Annotated in this window: 18 protein-coding genes; 11 read left to right on the forward strand and 7 right to left on the reverse strand. The window is 52.4% G+C overall.

The features are described 5' to 3' along the window. The first annotated feature begins 28 nt into the window (after positions 1-28). The 8 genes from AC07OI_RS03345 (at position 29) to AC07OI_RS03380 (ending at position 8454) form a co-directional block, all read left to right on the forward strand. On the forward strand, positions 29-853 hold the full coding sequence (locus AC07OI_RS03345) for a PPK2 family polyphosphate kinase (RefSeq protein ID WP_492707517.1): 825 nt from the start codon (positions 29-31) through the stop codon (positions 851-853). After that, positions 850-1647 carry an SGNH/GDSL hydrolase family protein gene (locus AC07OI_RS03350; RefSeq protein WP_492707516.1) on the forward strand — a complete coding sequence of 266 codons (798 nt, stop codon included), beginning with the start codon at positions 850-852 and terminating at the stop codon, positions 1645-1647. The genes AC07OI_RS03345 and AC07OI_RS03350 overlap by 4 nt, the downstream gene beginning before the upstream one ends. A 342-nt stretch (positions 1648-1989) precedes the next feature. Further along, positions 1990-3075: a uroporphyrinogen decarboxylase gene (gene hemE, locus AC07OI_RS03355; protein ID WP_495256297.1), complete on the forward strand. Its 1086-nt coding sequence runs from the start codon at positions 1990-1992 to the stop codon at positions 3073-3075. Then, positions 3044-3436, forward strand: coding sequence for a hypothetical protein (locus tag AC07OI_RS03360; RefSeq protein ID WP_495256298.1), 393 nt, complete (start codon positions 3044-3046; stop codon positions 3434-3436). Before hemE ends, AC07OI_RS03360 begins: the two co-directional genes overlap by 32 nt. Before the next feature lie 166 nt (positions 3437-3602). Further along, a complete protein-coding gene (locus AC07OI_RS03365; protein WP_495256299.1) occupies positions 3603-5639 on the forward strand; it encodes a primosomal protein N' in 2037 nt (678 codons plus the stop codon). Between the two features lie 202 nt (positions 5640-5841). Further along, on the forward strand, positions 5842-7281 hold the full coding sequence (locus AC07OI_RS03370) for a serine hydrolase (RefSeq protein WP_495256300.1): 1440 nt from the start codon (positions 5842-5844) through the stop codon (positions 7279-7281). Positions 7282-7382: 101 nt separating this feature from the next. Next, complete coding sequence (locus AC07OI_RS03375; RefSeq protein ID WP_495256301.1) at positions 7383-7928, forward strand: gamma carbonic anhydrase family protein; 546 nt, start codon at positions 7383-7385, stop codon at positions 7926-7928. An 85-nt stretch (positions 7929-8013) separates the two neighbouring features. Further along, complete coding sequence (locus AC07OI_RS03380) at positions 8014-8454, forward strand: GNAT family N-acetyltransferase (protein WP_492707507.1); 441 nt, start codon at positions 8014-8016, stop codon at positions 8452-8454. 23 nt (positions 8455-8477) lie between these two features. On the opposite strand, the gene AC07OI_RS03385 is transcribed toward AC07OI_RS03380, so the two are convergent. Beyond that, positions 8478-8945 (reverse strand): peptidase associated/transthyretin-like domain-containing protein, encoded by a 468-nt coding sequence (locus AC07OI_RS03385; RefSeq protein WP_495256302.1) that lies wholly within the window; start codon positions 8943-8945, stop codon positions 8478-8480. 206 nt (positions 8946-9151) lie between these two features. On the opposite strand from AC07OI_RS03385, the gene AC07OI_RS03390 reads away from it, so the two are divergent. From AC07OI_RS03390 to AC07OI_RS03400, 3 genes are all read left to right on the forward strand, one after another. Next, positions 9152-9985 carry a L,D-transpeptidase gene (locus tag AC07OI_RS03390; protein ID WP_495256303.1) on the forward strand — a complete coding sequence of 278 codons (834 nt, stop codon included), beginning with the start codon at positions 9152-9154 and terminating at the stop codon, positions 9983-9985. 78 nt (positions 9986-10063) lie between these two features. After that, positions 10064-10696: a LysE family translocator gene (locus AC07OI_RS03395; protein ID WP_492707501.1), complete on the forward strand. Its 633-nt coding sequence runs from the start codon at positions 10064-10066 to the stop codon at positions 10694-10696. Positions 10697-10808: 112 nt separating this feature from the next. Continuing rightward, entirely contained in the window at positions 10809-11150 is a 342-nt protein-coding gene (locus tag AC07OI_RS03400) for a YkvA family protein (RefSeq protein WP_492707499.1), read from the forward strand. Positions 11151-11255: 105 nt separating this feature from the next. Here AC07OI_RS03400 and AC07OI_RS03405 read toward each other — a convergent pair whose 3' ends face one another. The 6 genes from AC07OI_RS03405 to AC07OI_RS03430 form a co-directional block, all read right to left on the reverse strand. Next, entirely contained in the window at positions 11256-11675 is a 420-nt protein-coding gene (locus AC07OI_RS03405) for a hypothetical protein (protein WP_492707498.1), read from the reverse strand. A gap of 14 nt (positions 11676-11689) precedes the next feature. Further along, positions 11690-14056: a protein kinase domain-containing protein gene (locus AC07OI_RS03410; RefSeq protein WP_495256304.1), complete on the reverse strand. Its 2367-nt coding sequence runs from the start codon at positions 14054-14056 to the stop codon at positions 11690-11692. Next, positions 14057-14713, reverse strand: coding sequence for a 4Fe-4S single cluster domain-containing protein (locus AC07OI_RS03415; RefSeq protein WP_495256305.1), 657 nt, complete (start codon positions 14711-14713; stop codon positions 14057-14059). After that, positions 14710-16572, reverse strand: coding sequence for an AAA family ATPase (locus AC07OI_RS03420; RefSeq protein ID WP_495256306.1), 1863 nt, complete (start codon positions 16570-16572; stop codon positions 14710-14712). Before AC07OI_RS03420 ends, AC07OI_RS03415 begins: the two co-directional genes overlap by 4 nt. Continuing rightward, positions 16569-17639, reverse strand: a complete 1071-nt coding sequence (locus tag AC07OI_RS03425) for a hypothetical protein (protein WP_492707490.1) — start codon at positions 17637-17639, stop codon at positions 16569-16571. Before AC07OI_RS03425 ends, AC07OI_RS03420 begins: the two co-directional genes overlap by 4 nt. A gap of 157 nt (positions 17640-17796) precedes the next feature. After that, positions 17797-18135: an antibiotic biosynthesis monooxygenase family protein gene (locus AC07OI_RS03430; protein WP_492707488.1), complete on the reverse strand. Its 339-nt coding sequence runs from the start codon at positions 18133-18135 to the stop codon at positions 17797-17799. Positions 18136-18404: the final 269 nt, after the last annotated feature.

Here is an 18404-nt window from a genome sequence, read left to right on the forward strand (position 1 = left end):
AAGCTAACGATATTGATTGGGGACTTGAATGACAGTTGCGGACTTGTTTCGGGTAGGTAAAGGTTTTCAGGTCAAGGATGCTGATGCCAATAAAAAACTGCTGGGTACCGCAGTCACTGAAAAAAATGGGGACAAGGCTGCCGACAAGCTGGCGACACTAAAACTGGCAGAAGAAATTTCTGACCTGCAAAATGTTTTGTACGCCGGTCATGACCGCAAGCTCCTGGTCATCCTGCAAGGCATGGATACCTCCGGTAAAGATGGTACGGTCAACGGCGTGTTCGGGCAAATCAACCCCCTCGGTGCGCGCACGGTCGCCTTTAAAGCACCCAGTAGTGATGAAAAAAATCATGATTATTTGTGGCGCGTGCATAAAGAAGTGCCGGGCAAGGGTGAGGTCACCATCTTTAACCGCAGCCATTATGAAGACGTGCTGATTACCCGTGTGCATGACTGGATAGACCAGGCAGAATGCAAACGTCGTTACGCGCAAATCCGCGACTTTGAACGCATGCTGGCTGAGACCGGTACGGTGATACTGAAATTCTTTCTGCATATTTCCAAGGCCGAGCAAAAGCTCAGGCTGGAAGAGCGTCTGGCCGATCCTGACAAACACTGGAAGTTTGACCCGCAGGACCTGGTAGAACGCAAATACTGGGAAGCATATCAAGAGGCTTATGAAAACGCCTTGCAGGCAACGGACGCAGATCATGCGCCCTGGTATGCAGTGCCATCCGACTCCAAAACCCAACGCAACCTGGTCATCGCCAGCATCGTGAAAGAAAAATTACTCAGCCTGAAACTCAAATATCCACCCGGTAAGCCTGACTACAGCAAACTCAAAGTGGAATGAAGCTCAAGGCTAAGCTCAGCAGTAAATTAAACATTACATTCAGCTACTGGCCAGAATTGATCGCGGCACTGCTGTACCCTTTGCTGGCCTGGCAGGGACGGCGTACCCGTATCATGACGCCGCGCCTGCCCGAAGCCAGTGACCAGGCATATGGACTGTGGTCTCCTGGCAAGGCTGTGGATAAATACCGGGTATTGGGTATAGGTGAGTCGCCCGTTGCTGGGGTAGGCGTGGCGAATTATGAGGAAGCCATCACCGCACAACTGGCAAAAGCACTGGCTGGCCAGCTGGATGCTGCTGTGGCATGGCAGGCTCTGGGGCAAAACGGCGCACGCTTATCCTGGGCCAGACAAGCTTTGCCAGCATTTCGTCAGGCACAAAGCCATGCATCGCCAGCGTGGGATGTCATTCTGGTTGCTTTTGGTGTCAATGATACGACCAGCTTTTGCCCGGTCAATAGCTATCGGGCAGAGTTGCAAAGCCTGCTGGATGAATTGCAGATGATGCTAAAACCAAGTGGTCTTATCGTATTGGCGGGCGTGCCGCCGATGCAGGTTTTTCCCGCTTTGCCGGCTCCTTTGCGTCAGGTTTTGGGCATGAAAGCGCGTGCTCTGGATCAAATCAACCGCGAAATGTCAGCATCCCGGCAGCAGGTTTTGCATTTGCCGTTTACCCCAAGTCTTCAAGATGCGCGCCTGATGGCCGAAGATGGCTACCATCCGTCAGCACTTGGCGTCAGTATTTGGGCAAAAGAATTAGCGAAAACATTTCTGCAAAATCGTCAAGAAAAATAATATGGCTTTGGTACTTATGCACAATTTCGCTTGCACACGATTTATGTTAAAAAACGTGGATTTTTCATAAACTGGTATTCCTTCCCAATAAAATCAATGACTTACAGAATAATCCTGTTAACCGAATTTAAAATAAATCAGTAAACTGGCATTCTGTCATTTCTATCCACAAAGTTATCCACAGTTTATTTCCGGAAATTTTGCTGAAAATTGCGTCACTTATTGCAGATCAGATGCCGAGACTGCGCGCATAGGCGATAATGTCGCTTATACAGCAATAGACTGCGTAGTTTGACAATGTCAGTAGATAAGCAGATGCGCGCAGCGTCACCGAAAGCCCTTATGTCCATGAATTTTGCCCCACTCAAAAACGATACCTTCCTCAGAGCCTTGTTGCGCCAGGAAACTGATTACACGCCACTATGGCTGATGCGCCAGGCAGGCCGTTATTTGCCAGAATACCGCGCCACCCGCAAAGGTGCAGGCTCTTTCCTGAGCCTGGCCAAGAACCCCGGTTTCGCGACTGAAGTGACTTTGCAGCCTATAGACCGTTATGGCCTGGATGCGGCCATCCTGTTCTCTGACATTTTGACCGTGCCGGATGCGATGGGCCTGGGTCTGTACTTTGAAGAAGGCGAAGGCCCGAAGTTTGAGCGCCCGCTAAAAGATGAAAAAGACGTCATGGCACTCAAAGTGCCAGAAGCAGGCAGCTTGCAATATGTGTTTGATGCTGTAACGCAAATCCGCACCGCTTTGGATGGTCGCGTACCGCTGATCGGTTTTTCCGGCAGCCCATGGACGCTGGCTTGCTATATGGTTGAAGGCCAGGGTTCGCGTGATTTTCATACCGTCAAGAGCATGATGTACAAACGTCCTGACCTCATGCACCACATCCTGCGCACCAATGCCGATGCAGTCGCTACTTATCTGAATGCGCAAATTGATGCTGGTGCCCAGGCCGTGATGATATTTGACAGCTGGGGTGGGGCGCTGGCAGATGGCGCTTATCAAGAATTCTCGCTGTCTTATATGCGCGATATTGTCAGCCAGTTGCAAAAAGAAAAAGATGGCAAGCGTATTCCTGCCATTGTCTTCACCAAAGGTGGTGGCTTGTGGCTGGAACAGCTGGCCGACATCGGTGCCGATGCCCTGGGCCTGGACTGGACCATGAACCTCGGCCAGGCACGCGCCAAAGTTGGCGATAAAGTAGCCTTGCAGGGTAATCTTGATCCGGCAGTATTGTTTGCTGAACCAGAGCAAATCCGCCAGCAGGTGATTGCTGCGCTGGATAGTTATGGCAAGCCTGCAGCCGGTCACGGCCATGTATTTAACCTGGGCCATGGTATTTCGCAATTCACCCCGGTTGAGTCAGTCAGCGTACTGGTTGAAACTGTGCATGAATATAGTCGCCAACAACGCCAGGCGTAGTAAGTCACAGAATTTATTTATAAAATATGCATGGTTTTTGCCACTGACTGCTAAGAGAGTGGCTTGTCCAGCCAGTATTTCTGGTCAGGCCAGTAGCAAAGTATGGGCTTTTAGGCACTGGCAAAACAACAAGTGCCGGAAATGCTTGTCTTTGCGTTATGTTGCTCTGCAAAACATAGTACTGGCGTGCTTTTCCAGCCTGAAAGCTGTGGAAAACCAATGGATTAGCGGCAGTAAAATTTTGCATTTCTATGCACATTTTCTGTCACTTATGCACAAAATCGGGGCGACAAAAAATATTTTCAAAAATATTTTTTTGTCTTCCAGCATTTTTTATAAGTCATTGATTTTAAAAGATTAAATTCTAGGCTCTGAGACAGGGCATTTTGCCGAAACCCCCGTAAACGCTAGCGAAAACCGATGTCAATAGATCTTTCTCCACAAAGTTATCCACAGAAACTGTGGATATGTCAAAAAGCCTTATGAAATCAATAGTTAGCGCTGATTTTCATGTTCAGGTTTAGATCGTGAAACAAGTTTATTTACGCGTAGCCCTCGATACCCCTCTTGACAGCACCTTCGATTATCGATGGACAGCACAAGAAGAGGGCGGGGCTGTAATCGGCTTGCCACAGGTCGGGCAACTGGTCGCTTTACCATTTGGCCGTCAGGAAGTAGTCGGCCTGATTATGGATGTGGTAACCGAGACCGATGTCCCGCCCGCCAAGTTGCGCGATGCCATTGCTGTCAGGCATGAGTTGCCAGCCATGAACAGAGAATGGCTGGCGCTATGCCAGTTTGCCGCCGAGTATTACCAGCGCCCTATAGGCGAGGTAGCTATACCCGCCTTGCCCAAGAATTTAAAAGCTATCAAGACGGTTTCCTTGCAGCGTGCCATCAAGAAGCTGGCCAAATTGTCTGAACAAACCGATGTCAGCCCGCTGGGTGAGCCGCAATTAAATCCTGAGCAGCAAGTTGCTGTCGACGCTGTTGCCAATGCTGAAGGCTATGCCCCGCATCTCTTGTTCGGGGTGACAGGCAGCGGCAAGACCGAAGTGTATTTGCAGACAGCCGCCAAAGTGCTGGCAAAAACCCCGGATGCCCAGATACTGATCCTGGTGCCAGAGATTAACCTGACACCACAGCTTGAATCTCATATCCGCGCCCGTTTCCCCGGCCTGATGCTGTCCACTCTGCACAGCGGCATGGCCGAAGGTGAGCGCTTGCTACACTGGCTGGCTTCGCATACCGGGCGTGCCCGCATCGTGCTGGGTACACGTCTGGCGATGCTGGCATCCCTGCCCAGATTGAAACTGATCATCATTGATGAAGAGCACGACCCTTCCTACAAGCAACAGGAAGGCTTGCGATATTCAGCCCGTGACCTTGCCGTGTGGCGGGCGCGCCAACTGTCTATCCCCATCTTGCTGGGTTCTGCCACGCCTTCGCTGGAAAGCTGGCAGGGGGCGCAAACTGGCCGCTACCGCTTGCTTGAATTGCGTGAGCGGGCAGTCCAGCATGCCGTCTTGCCCATCATACGCATCATCAACCTGGAAAGAGAAAAGCCCAGCGAGGGCCTGACGCAAAGGCTGATAGGTGCTATCAAACTACGTCTTGAGAAGGGTGAGCAATCACTACTATTCCTTAACCGGCGTGGTTATGCACCGGTGCTGGCCTGCGACGCCTGTGGCTGGATCAGTAATTGCACGCGCTGCACTGCCCACCTGGTTTTGCATAAAGGCGACCACAGGCTGCGCTGCCATCACTGCGGCCTGGAACAACGCATACCACGCTCTTGCCCGACCTGCGGCAATATAGACCTGCAACCCCTGGGTCGCGGCACCCAGCGCATGGAAGAAAGCCTGACTCTGCTTTTCCCCGAAGCAAGAGTATTTCGTATCGATGCCGACTCCACCCGCCTCAAAGGCAGCGCCGCCGCCGCCTTTGAACGTGTGCATGCCGGTGAAGTTGATATCCTGATAGGCACACAAATGGTGGCCAAGGGCCATGACTTCAAACGCCTGACCCTGGTGGCGGCATTGAATCCAGACGCTGCCCTGTTTTCGCAAGACTACCGCGCCAGTGAACGCCTGTTTGCTCAGCTCATGCAGGTCGCAGGGCGGGCCGGGCGGGCTGCGCAAAAAGAAGGCGGTAATGCATCCGAGGTACTGGTGCAAACCCGCTATCCTGACCATCCGCTCTACCACGCGCTGATGTCACACAATTACCCCGACTTTGCCAAAGACTTGCTGGATGAACGCCAGCAGGCCCATATGCCGCCCTTCATGTACCAGGCTTTACTGCGGGCAGAAGCCAAAGAGCTGGAAACCGCCATTGCCTTTTTGAAAGAAGCCGCGCTCTGTACCGAGCATCAGGGCATCATGATCAATGACCCCATACCCATGACCATGACGCGGGTGGCCAATGTAGACAGGGCGCAATTGCTGGTCGAATCAGTCTCACGCCCGGCCCTGCAAGCTTTCGTCAAAGCCTGGATAGCTGATTTGCGCACCATGAAAAGCCGTGTCAGGTGGTCGGTGGAAATTGATCCTGTGGATATCTGAGTGTTTATCCACATGCACGGTTTCAGAAGCTGACTTTGCCAACTTTCTGACCCAGTTGGTAGCCGCGCGTATTGGTTCTTGCTTAAATACCATCTATACTGCGCATCAGTGCAATTGATGAACATATTGATCAGGCCCGCATGTGATTTGCAGTGGCATGTCAATTCGACGGAATGTTCCAACTTGCGAAGGAGGGAACATCTTGAAATTACATCGTTTTCACAATCTTGCACTGATGATGGCATTACTACTGCCTGGCATGACAAGTGCCACTACAGGCCAGCTGACTAATGCAGTAGCCCGGCAGATGCATATTAACCAGGAGCGCTATGGCCTTGCCGGGCAGGCTGTACTGGTAGCGCACAACGACGAGGTCTTGTTCCGTGGTGTCGACGGGCAGGCCGACCTCGCTACTGGCAGGCCGGTGCGGGTCAACGATGTCTTCCCTGCGTACTCGCTGGCCAAATTGTTCGCCAGCACACTCGTCATACAATTGGTTGAGCGGGGCGAAGTCAGGCTGGATGCTCCAGCCAAATCTTATGTACCTGGTTTGCCAGATGCGTGGCAGGCAATTACCGTTCGCCAGTTCCTTGATCACACGTCCGGTGTACCGGAATACTTCGCTGACCTGCGGGCAGCATCTCCACCTTCATTCCCGGCAACACTGTCGGCAGTGCTGGCCGCGCTCGCCAACAAGCCGTTGCAATTCGGGCCGGGCACGGCGACGCGCTACACGCAAACGAACTACCTGGTGTTGACTGCGCTGCTGGAAGCCCACTACGGCAAGTCTTACCCGCAGATCGCGCACGAGCGCATAGTGCAAAAACTAGGCCTCGAGCATACCTCGCTGGGGCCTGCATCTAAGGGGCAGGTGGTGACTGCCTATGTTGGCAAAGATGGCCGGCTGCAACCGAACCCTGACTTGCTGTGGCCAACGTACAGCTACGGCCATGCTGCGCTGTACACGACGCTGGACGACTTTGCCAGGTTCCTGCAAGCCTTGCGCAAAGGTGAATTGCTTGGCCGGGATGCTTTGCAACGCTTATGGTTGCCGCAGATATTGACCAATGACCAGCGCGGCGTGTTTGCCTCAGGCTGGGAATATGGTGAAAGTGGGGCTTACCGGCACGTCGGCCACGACGGCGGCACTCAAGTGCGGGTGCGGCTGGCGTTCAAGGATACGCTGGCTGGCGATGCCTATATCTTCATTTACCTGACCAATGGCAGTGTACAGAATGTCTGGTCACGTACCCTGGTGGAAAGCATCATGGCTACGGTGGCACCACAAGAGTTCGCGGCAGAAGCGCTGTCCGGGCAATTGATCGATTATGCGCTCAAGCCAGCCAGTAATGGTGACGCTGGTGCCCAGGCAGAAATCATCCGGAACAACAGTACTGTGCAAGGTGCGGCACTGGAGCGCACTATCAATGCCACTGGGTATGCTGTGCGTGAGAGTCTTGGCCTTGCTGAGGCCATCCGTGTGTTCGAGTTGAACACGCTTCTTTTCCCCATGTCGCCAAATGCATGGGACAGTCTGGCGGAAGCATATCAGACACAGGGCGAGCGCGACAAGGCGAAGCAGCTTTATGCGAAGGCACATGCGCTGGCGGCACAGACCACGTCCGGTGCCAGCACAAATTGAACGGGGTCGGGCTGGCTGAACCGGTTCGCTCGCGCAGCATAATAATGCCGATCAGTTAAAATTGCTGTCCAGACTGATCAAACGAACACGAAGATTGCGCCATGCCCCTCAGCCCTTACCTGACCACCTTTCCAGAAATATCCCCGGACTGTTATATCCATCCCAGTGCCCAGCTCATAGGTGATGTGCAACTGGGGCCAGACAGTTCAGTCTGGTGCAATGCCGTCTTGCGTGGCGACGTCAATCACATACGCCTAGGCCGCAGCAGCAATATCCAGGATCTGGCCATGGGTCATGTCTCCCACAAGAATGCCAGCAAGCCTGCAGGTTCACCTCTCATCATCGGCGACTATGTGACGATTGCCCATTCCGTCATCCTGCACGGCTGCAGCATAGGTGATGAATGCCTGATAGGCATGGGCAGCATCGTCATGGATGACGTAGTTATCCACAAACATGTCATGCTGGGTGCCGGCAGTCTGGTGCCACCGGGCAAAGTTCTGGAAAGCGGCTATTTATATGTAGGCCGCCCGGCAGTCAAAGTCCGCGCTCTGACAGCTGAAGAAATCAGCTATTTCAAGTATTCGGCAGAACACTATGTGCGCATCAAGAATAATTACCTGGCCAGCATCGTGGGTGACCAATGAACTTGCCAGCGAACTTCGTGTCAGAACGCAGCAAATCCATTTTTGAGAGGTTTTCAACCCTACCTGATTAGAAAGGTAAAAACGCATGAACGCAACACAGGCTGGCGAATACTGGATCACCACTGACAAGGACAAGATAGATATCGATCTTGTGCATCAATTTCTCACGACTGAGAGTGGCTGGGCCACCGGTATTTCACGACCCGTGGTAGAAGAGTCGCTGCGCAATTCCCTGTGTTTCAGCATTTTTCAGCAAGACCGCATGGTGGGTTTTTGCCGCATTATTACCGACATGGCCACCTTCGGTAACCTGGTTGACGTATTTGTCGTGACTGATATGCGTGGCAAAGGTATTTCCAGGTTGCTCATGGAAGAAGTCATGGCCCATCCGGTCATTAATAAACTGCGCCGCTTCACGCTGTCCACAAGCACAGCCGCTGGCCTGTATGAAAAATTTGGTTTCACGCCACTCAGCAAGCCTGAAAATTTCATGGAAGTGTATAAGCCCAGGATTTATCTGGAATAAGCCAATCCTGCACCCGCCCGCTTTCAGGAGGCGGGCTGGTAATTCAGTTCACCGACATTACTGGCCTCAAAATACATCATCATCTGACGCTGGCCGCCTTTTTTGATATCCGTCACCTTCTTGACGATCTGATCCGAGCGCATCGCATTGTCATGATAGTGGGCTTCAACTTCATAGCGGCCTTCTGGCAAAGCCAGGAATAACCAGGGGCCATCCAGGCTGGTGGTCAGTAGCACGGCTTTGGTTTTTTCATTGCGGACGATGACTTTGATATTCGCCAGATAAGCACCTGATTTGCTCGCAGCAGTGCGCAGCCAGAAGGTGTATTGCCCCGCCTGTTGCTGCAACTCTTCCCGCTCCGTACTACCTATGCCGCCAGATAAACATGCGATCTCCTTATTTGAACAATTGCTGCCCGCCGCCAGTGCAGACATGCTCAGGCACAGCGAAAGCGATAAGGGCAACAATATGGCTAATTTTGCAAATTTCATGGCATGCTACTCCAGCGTAAAGTGCTCAATATAGTATTTGTCGTATCAGACTGTTTGAGGTGAGTCAAAGTTGCAACATCTTGCATGCCACCATGCTGGTTATACTTGTCTGTCAGTATGAAACTGCGGCATATTGAAAGCGTTTAAGCGATAAAAACTCATGCTAGCGTTTCATTGCATAGCCGACCATTCTTTCTTAATTCAACATGCTTTCATCCTTGCTTAAACCTGCGACAGCCATCACCTTGGCGCTGGCCTTTGCTGCACCATACCCGGCCCAGGCGCTGGAATCTGCCCTGAGCCTCAAAGATATCTATGCCAGCACGGTGGTACAGCAAGTCCAGCCACCGCCGGAAGACTTGCAAAGTTATATAGACCAGATGGTGAGGGCGCTGACCAGTACCAACATCAGCAATCTGCCTTCACAATATATTTTGCTGGTGGACCGTAATCCCAAAGTACAGATTGCCATGTTGTTCTGGCTGGATCAGGAAGGACAGTACCAGTTCATCGGTGCATCACCAGTATCGACAGGACGCTCTCCCGGTTTTGAGCATTTCGAAACCCCCATTGGTGTGTATGCCCATAGCCTGGCCAATCTGGATTACCGTGCAGAAGGCAGTAAAAACAGCAAAGGTGTACGCGGCTATGGCATCAAAGGGCGGCGCGTGTTCGATTTTGGCTGGCAAAAAGCTAAAAAAGGCTGGGGCGATAAAATCATTGCCGACATGCGCCTGCAAATGCATGCCACCGACCCTGGCATACTCGAATCGCGCCTGGGCACAGTGCAATCCAAGGGCTGTGTACGCATACCGGGCACTTTGAATTTTCTGCTCGACCGTTATTCCGTACTGGATGCCGACTATATGCAAGGGGTGGCCGAAGGCAAGAAATTCTGGGTACTCGATAAAAACCGCGAAGATAATCCCTGGGCCGGGCGTTACATGGTCATTGTTGACAGCGGCAAAGAGCAAAAGCCTGAATGGGCAGCCTATATACCGCCTGCGCCTGCAACTCGCAAGGTAGTGAAAGCCTCTTGAACAGCAAGGCAAGTGTCTGGCCCTGAAATCGACTAAGATATCCCTGTCAGGATATTTAAATCATTTCAGGGAACACTTATGTCTATAGAAACCTGGTTGCTGTATGTCGTCGCCGTACTGGTATTGACCATTACCCCCGGCCCTGCCGTGCTGATGTGTATTACCAACAGCATCAATTTCGGTGCCCGCATGACCCTGTTCCCAGCCTTGGGAAATATTACCTCCCTGATCGCCATCATGACATGTTCAGCGATAGGCATAGGCGCCATCCTGGCGACATCATCACTGGTGTTTACCATCATTAAATACCTGGGTGTTGCCTACCTGCTATATCTGGGTATCAGCAGCTTGCGTGCCAAAAGCAGTGACTTTGTCTTGCCAACGGAAACCGAATTGCGTGGCACCCGCCTGCGTCTGTATGTCAAAGGCATGCTGGTCGGTGCCAGTAATCCCAAGGCACTGTTGTTCTTTACCGCCTTCTTTCCGCAATTCATCAATCCTGCCGCCGCCAAGATGCCGCAATTTTTAGTCTTGTGCAGTACCTTTGTGTTTTTTGAATTCAGTGTCTTGATGTTGTATGCCGTATTTGCTGAACGCATGGGGCCGTGGCTGCGTTCCAAAGGCAAGGCGAAAATGTTCAATCAGTTTTCTGGTGGTGTATTTGTGGCAGCGGCGGGTCTGCTGGCAACCGTGAAAAAGGCCAACGATTGAGGCCGCTGCAAAAATAAGCTAGTGTTGTTGCGCCTCCTTGTCGTACTAAAGTACGGTTTGCGTCGGCACGCCTGGCTATCTTAATTTTGCAACAGCCTTCAGGAGTAAGATCATGTCACATAGCAATGCGTACAGTGAAAACGGTTTTTGGGACAAGCTCAAAAAATATGCACAAGCGGCAGGTAGCGAAGTCGTAGAAAAAGTACTCTGTCTGTACTATGCAGCGCAAAGACCGGAGACACCGGCCTGGGCCAAGACCGTGATTTTCGGCGCACTGGGGTATTTTATTTTCCCTCTGGATGCGGTGCCGGATATCTTGCCTGTTGTCGGTTATGGTGATGACCTGGGAGTGATTGCAGGGGCGCTGGTGACTGTCAGTTTGTATATTACGGATGAAGTGAAGCAGCGCGCGCGAGATAAGATGAAGGGGTGGTTTGGGCGTGGGCAAGCTTGAATACTTGCAATGCCCCAGCTGTGAATGACGGCTATTCCATGACACTCAATCCAGCTCAAAGCAAGCTGGACTGAGGCTGTCGTCGATCAATAGATCCTTAGTCGCTCAGCCTGCAGTCTTCCTGGCAGAACTCTTGATAAAGTCGCTGTGCCTGAAGCGCAACGCTGACCAATCCTCATCAATCGCCACCATCCTCACTGTATCAAATCCCGCCTCCTTGATCACGTCCCAACCAGTGTCCCGGTTGAATTCACATTGATATTTCTTTGACGTCCCTTTGGGATAAGCAAACCACAGCACGGCATCCCCCTCAACCAGCTTGCTCAAGGCCAGTGAGACTTCATCAAGCTCTTGCTGCTTGCTGACAAACACCAAAGCAAACTTAAGCTTTTTGACGCCAGACAATTTTTTGAGCACCTTGACGCCAGTCAAAGCCGCAATTTCGGACTCAAAGGAGGCGGGTGCATGCAAGACCAGGATTTCGCTCTGGTCCTTCAGATTCAATTTAGTAAAAATGGCAGACATAAACACTCCAGGATTTATAGTTGCTCGCCCAATTCACGGATCTTGCGCATGGTCAGAAAATTAGGCAAAAAGCGCCATGCGGCGATGGCCAGGGCTGCCAGCAATATCCAGTAAAAATTGCCACCCCTGAAAAACACTGGCACGGCGATGATGGCAATGGCCACGAAAATCTGCATCTCCTGCCCCGCCCAGCCCTGGTTTTCTGTGCGCCGGGCCAGCAGGCTATCGAGCAGCCGCGATATTTTCGCGGCAATATGCTCTACCCGCAATGCCGCTTTTTTTGCTTCCTGCCAAGACGCTTCAGTGCTGGCAGAGGCACGCAATTTTTCCAGTATTTCATAATAATCGTCCAATGCTCTGCGCAGGTCTTCTGCTCCACTGGCAGGCAAGAGACTGTCGGTAGCAGCCACGCGCAATGCCTTGATAGTGCCCAATACATCCTGCTTCATGGCCATTGCTGCATCTTGGTCCGATGTACGTTGCCAGGCTTCAGCCTTTTGCTGGCGTTCAACCGCTTTCTGCGCCTCCGGCAACAGGGCTTCCAGCACCAGCAGCGAGGCCACAGGCATTTGCTCTATCTCACCCAAAGCTGATAACCAGGGGCAATAAGCTTTCAGGCCAGCATAGGCAATGACCAGGCGCTTGCGCAGGCGCTCTGGCCAGCGCTCATCATAGGCCAGCGCCAGGACCCGCGCATGCAGTTTATGCAGGGGCGCATTGTCACTGTTATCTTCCATGCCGTAGATGAGCTTGTCGATATTGGCATATTCACCGGGCAAATGCTTGCTGGCATATTCTTTCACCAGGCCAAAAGCCTCTTGCCATGCCTGCTGGATTTGCTTGCAGCAATGCTGCCACTTCTGCACTATGCTGGCGACTTCCTTGTTGCCAGCATCGGCATAGGCTTCCAGCACGCCGTAGTTATACAACTGGTTCAGCCAGTTGCTGGCGGTTTCGTCGCCTTTCAGTGCACGGTTGGCATAGCTGAGTATGGCAGGCAATTCTATGGTTTCACCGCGCCAGACCGGTGGTATGCCGGGTGCCAGATAGAGGATCAGGCGTAATAGCTGCACATCGACCGAGAGCTTTTTGTCCTGGCGCATATCGAGCAAAACACGTACGGCATTCTGGTCTTTTTGCACATCGCGGAACCAGGCCAGCAATTGCGCATTCGAGATATCCCTGACGCCATCATCCCAGTTACGGGCCAGTGCTACTGCCAGTTGTTCGCGGGTGTGGCAAAGATATGGCCCTATATGATAGGGCTCGCGAAAACCGCCCATGGCCATGGTTTCCACTGCGTCTGGCAAGCTGGTATCGCGCGCCAGCCAGCGCATGATTTGCTCATCACCCCAGCGTTTTTTGGGATCACGCAAGAGCAGGCCACGCAACAGCTTGCGCAGGTAGGTATCAGGCACGGCATTGAGTTCCAGCTCGCGCGTGGTCAGGTGGTGCAGGATCACGGCTTCTGACAAACCGGCAAATGGATGCTGACTCAGAGCCAGCTCCAGCATGATCATGCCCAGCGCCCAATAATCTGCCTTGGCATCGATGACGCCCGACAGGCTTTCTGGTGAGGCATAGGGCAGGGTGCGCGCCGTACCAGTCAGTCTTTGCGTGGCATCCAGCACGGAAGAAATACCAAAGTCCGTCAGTATCAAATCCAGTGGTTGCAGCGTGCGCACCAGAATATTTTCTGGCTTGAGATCGCGGTGGATAAGTCCGGCTTCATGCACACTGGCGATGGCGGCTGCCAACTCACGCACTATGCTTTCCAGCATGGCAGAATCTGGCCGCTTGCCCTGTGTGAATTTTTTTAATGAACCAAGCTCACAGTATTCCATGAGTTCATAGGCATGGCCGTCAGATACACCAGCCTCCAGCACGACCACGCGGTGCTCGGCTGGTACTGCGTTTAATCTCTCCCTGACTTCGGATTTGCCATGTATACCATGGCGATAGATTTTTGCGACGCGTTGTACACCGGATGTGTTTTCTTGCACCAATAACAGCTCGGCTTCTGCGCCCAGAGTGGGCAGGTGATGCAATATCCTGTAACGTTCACGCAGGGCCTGCGGCAGTGATAACAGACTATGGATCTCGTTGCTGTCTGCAGTTGATGCTATTGGTTCCTTGATTAGCGGACGATTGCAATACAGGCATAGTTCACTACCTGGCGGATTACTTTGTTCGCAATCTTCATAACCGCAAATTAATTCTGTTGCTGCTGCTATCTGTTTTATCTCGCGTGATGGTTCAGCTTGCTCCCGCTTTTCCATCAAGTCCACACCAGACAGCAAGGTGCCACAAACACAGCGCATGACTTCTGGCGCGTTTTCGGTTTCACATGCGGGGCAGCGGCGTATGTAAGTCTGACTCACTCAGGGTCTCCAGCTGACGCTATCAAAGGTCAGGCCACGGCTGGCGCATAATTGTTCCAGCGCCTGCATGTCACCGCGCCCTGGTATGCCTACATACCAGACACGCTGGCCATCTATCATGGTCTGTATGCGTTTGTCCTGCTCATCCAGGGGTGCGTCAACATAGTTTTGCATACGCGCTCTGGCGCGGTCTGACAAAAGCACCAACGGCTGATTGGCAGAGCCACGCCAGGCCTGAGTCAGCGGTTTGCTGGCGATAAAAGGTTCAGGAATCAGGGCATCGAGTTTTTGCAGCAAGTCTGCATGCTTTTTTTGCAGGGTCGCCAGTGGATAACCGCTATAGCAGAGTATGTCAAAATCCATCCCCGCATTGCTTCGCCAATGATGCAGACCATCGAGCAAGGCATGCAGGGCCTTGGGCTGCTCGAATGGTTCGCCACCAGAAATAGTGATGCCATCAAATTGCCCGGCACTGACTTCGCGGCACCAGCTCAGCAAACCTGCCACTGTCATTTCCTTGCTGCCATCCCTGGCCCAGGTATCTTGCGAGACACAGCCCTTGCAGCCTATGCTGCAACCCTGTACCCATATACCTATGCGCCGCCCCGGCCCCAGTACGGTGACGGGGAAATGCGCTTTATTGATGGCAATCTTCATGTTAATTGCAGGCTCAGGCTGATGACTTTATCGGCTTCAGTAATCGCTGTTACGGTGACACGTTGCTTGCCTTCCAGCTCTTGCTCAAACAGGGCACGCGACAAGGGATTGATGAAATTTGATTCCAGCTGATTGCCGACACCCCGGCCACCATTACTGAGGTCACGTATGCAGCGCGCCAGCAACTCATCGCGTACAGTCGCTGGCATGGCCAGTTGCAGGCCAAGTTCTTCTTGCAGGCGACGCGCCACATTGCGTAGCATGCCATCAAAAATCTTGGCGGCGACTTCAGCAGAAATAAAATCAAAGACCACGACATTGTCACCGATGCGGTTCAATAATTCTGGCCGTGACAATTTGAATTTGAAGTAATTGCCTATCGCCTCACGCACCTTGAATTCCACGGTTTCATAACTGTCACCAGGCTTCACATTCTGGCTGCGGTTGCCCTGGTTATCCTCAACATAGATACCCAGGTTGGAAGTGAAAATCAAAATGGTTTCTGAGAAATACGCAGTGTCGCCACGACCATCGGTGAGGCGGCCATCTTCGAGTATCTGCAAGAATTTATCGAGTATGCGCGGATGGGCTTTTTCGATTTCATCGAAGAGCACAACAGAAAAAGGTTTTTGCCTGACGGCGTTGGTGAGTTCACCTCCGGCGTCAAAACCCACATAACCAGGCGGCGCACCGAGCAGGCGGGCGCTGGTATGTTCTTCGGCAAATTCGCTCATGTCAAAGCGCAGGTAGGCGCGTTCATCCCCAAACACCAGTTGCGTCAGGGTTTTGGCCAGCTCGGTTTTACCGACACCGGTAGGACCAGCAAAAAACAGGACGCCACGCGGACGGCTGCCGCCAGAACGTGCCTGTGCGCCCGTCAGGCTCATGACGGAACGCTTGAGTATATCCAGGGTTTTGACCACGGCAGGATGCTGGCCCTTGACACGGTCTTCGATAAAGCTTTGCCCATCGCGTATTTTCTTGCGCAGGTAATCCTTGCGCCAGGGGTTGTCCAGCGCACCTATCTTGAAGCAGCGTACAGCATCTTCTATATCTGCAATACCCAATTTTTGCCTGTCTGCCAGCTCAGTGATATCGGACAGGGCTGACAAGGACATGCCCTCTGTCCCTTCAGTAAAACTTTTAACGAACTGGGTGCGCACGGCAGTAGCCGCGTCAGCATAGCCATTGAACAAAGGGGCCAGTTGCAGGGTAGCCGCCTGGCGCATTTCAAAATCTGGCTTGCTGATGACCAGGCTAGCGACTCTTTCACTATCCAGCGTGAACCAGGATGGCAAATCTTGCGCACGGTTGACCAGCCACAGTATGGGATTGTATTGTGGGGCCCCACCTGTCTCACGAGGGACGACGGCGCTGGCTGTCAGTGAAAGTTTTTCAGCAGCGACAAAAAAACGATGCTCAGCCTCGCCCAGCTGTTCTGCCTTGCGGGTAATGCGTGAAGCAAAATCCAGCACCAGGGCGCAGCGCATTTCTCTTTCGGCGCTGAGTTTCTTCATCAGCTTGCTCAGGCTTTCGAGACTGATTTGCTGGCAACCATCAGCCAGTTTCACATCGAATAGCCGTGTGGCCAGATCGCGCTGGGCACTTTCATCAGGATAGACACGCAAGCCATCTACCGGGTCATAAATCAGCAAGAGCTTGTAATCCAGACGCTTTAGCGATTCCCACAAGGCGCGGTTGAATGGCACCAGCGTAGCGCCGCCAGCGCCTGAGGATGCATCCTGAGATGCCAGCGGCAGTAAAAAGCTGTCGCGTATCGCACCAGAAATCACATAATGTGATCGTATCGGCAGCAAGCGCTGCAAGTCTTGCAGCCAGCGGGTTTCGGGTACATTCATGGCAATTTTTTCGACAGTAATTGGCTATGGCTTTCAATTTGCTCTTCTTCTGCAAATTGCGGCAGCTTGTCTTCCACGACCAGTTGCACAGGCAGTTCACCAGCCTGCAATAGCCGCGTCACCTGCATATGGATGCCCCGTGCTTCCAGTGCTGCCATCAGCGTCGGGAATTCGCTGCACCAGCGGTCTTCTGCCAGATGGTCAAGCACACTGCGCTCATTTTCACCCTGCTTGACAGAGCGGATGACATTGAAATTGGCTTGCCCGGTTTTGGTATCCATGCGCATGCGCACCATGTACTTGTCCCAGCTGGCGCGACGGAAGTGCACGACGCCGCCTTCGACAAACAGGGTATGCGACACTTCTTCGACCTGGTAGCCAAGGTCTTTCAAGGTCTGTTCCAGTATCAGGGCCTGGGCTTCTTCAACCTGCCGTTTTTTCTCGGCTTCCAGCAGGGCCTGGATTTGCAGGCGCAGCTCGCTGGCCAGCATGTCGGCACGGGCACCCGGCAGGGACTTTTCCAGTTCCCTTGCCAGTTGCGCGATATGTTCGGGTAATTGTTCAATATGAGCGATGCGTTTCAACAAACGCGCCAAGCGGTCTTGTGGCAAGGCTGCGGCGCTGGCGGCATCGAGATTGGCATCGCTTTCGTCAAACGAGGCATCAGCGCGTCTGGCAGATTCTTGCAACAAGACTGGTCTTAACTCATGTACCAGTGCCTGCAAGCTACGCAGATATTCTATGATTTCATGTTCGTCTGTCCCGGCTGGCGGTACAGGCTGGCTGGCGGTAATTTGCGCGCTACAGCCTATCTTTTCAGCCAACGCGATCAACTGGACATATTCTTGCTCGGCGATTTGCAATTGCTCTTGCAGGGCTTGCCGGCCCATGACACCGGCAGCACGCAGGCGCTCTTGCAGGGCGTTATGCTGTTCATCCTGGTCTGCACGCAACAGCTTGGCATTTTGATGTGCCTGCGCCACCGCCAGCGCTGCACGTATGGCGGCAGCCGACAACAGGATTACCAGGCCGTCGCCCGTGATCACGACTGTAGTGGGACCACTCATAGCTCAGATTTCAAGAAATGCAGAAGTAGCTAATATAGCATGGGCCAGACTGCTGCTTTACGGGAACGGGAAACGTATCTCATCCTGTTTATGAAATGAGTTCTAATAAAACTCGCAATAGCGAGCAATCAACCAGCGCTGCCTATTTTGACGCGTATCAGGCAGCAGCATGTTGCCCGGCTACTACACAAGGATGTGGCAAATTACCATCGCCATACGTACGCAAGACTTCCGCTACGACAACCTGGTAACCATCCAGCCAGTTCGCCTGGGCCGCCTTGGCTTGCTGGTGTATGGGATTATTGATCAAGGATTGCAAGGCTTCCAGACTGTCCCAGTAATACACATTGGAAATCTGACCAGTCGCCGCATTCTCCCAGGTCTCTTCACCGAGGTAGCCAGGTATGGACTTGGCCAGATTGATGATCTGGTCATCCAGCGCATAAAAAGCGTCGTCGTATTGCTTTTTCTTGAAAGTGAAAGTGGAGGTGTACATGCGCAGGCCCAGCTGATTAAATGAGTTGCAAATCATACATATATTTGTAGATTTTTTGATGTTTTTTTTGAACCGTCACTGGGAGTAATTTAAGAATTGCTTGCCTTAAGCATGGGGCCAGCCGGCCAATATTTGCTATTTTGATGCGCTACCTGTGTCGCTACTGTGTTAATTGTCTTGGTTGTCCTGGTTGGTATATATAAACCGTGATATTGCCCATTTATGCCGTGGTCTGCGGTTTTTTATTAACTGTCTATACTGAATACTGG

The organism is Undibacterium sp. GW821-FHT07F11, from assembly GCF_059418665.1.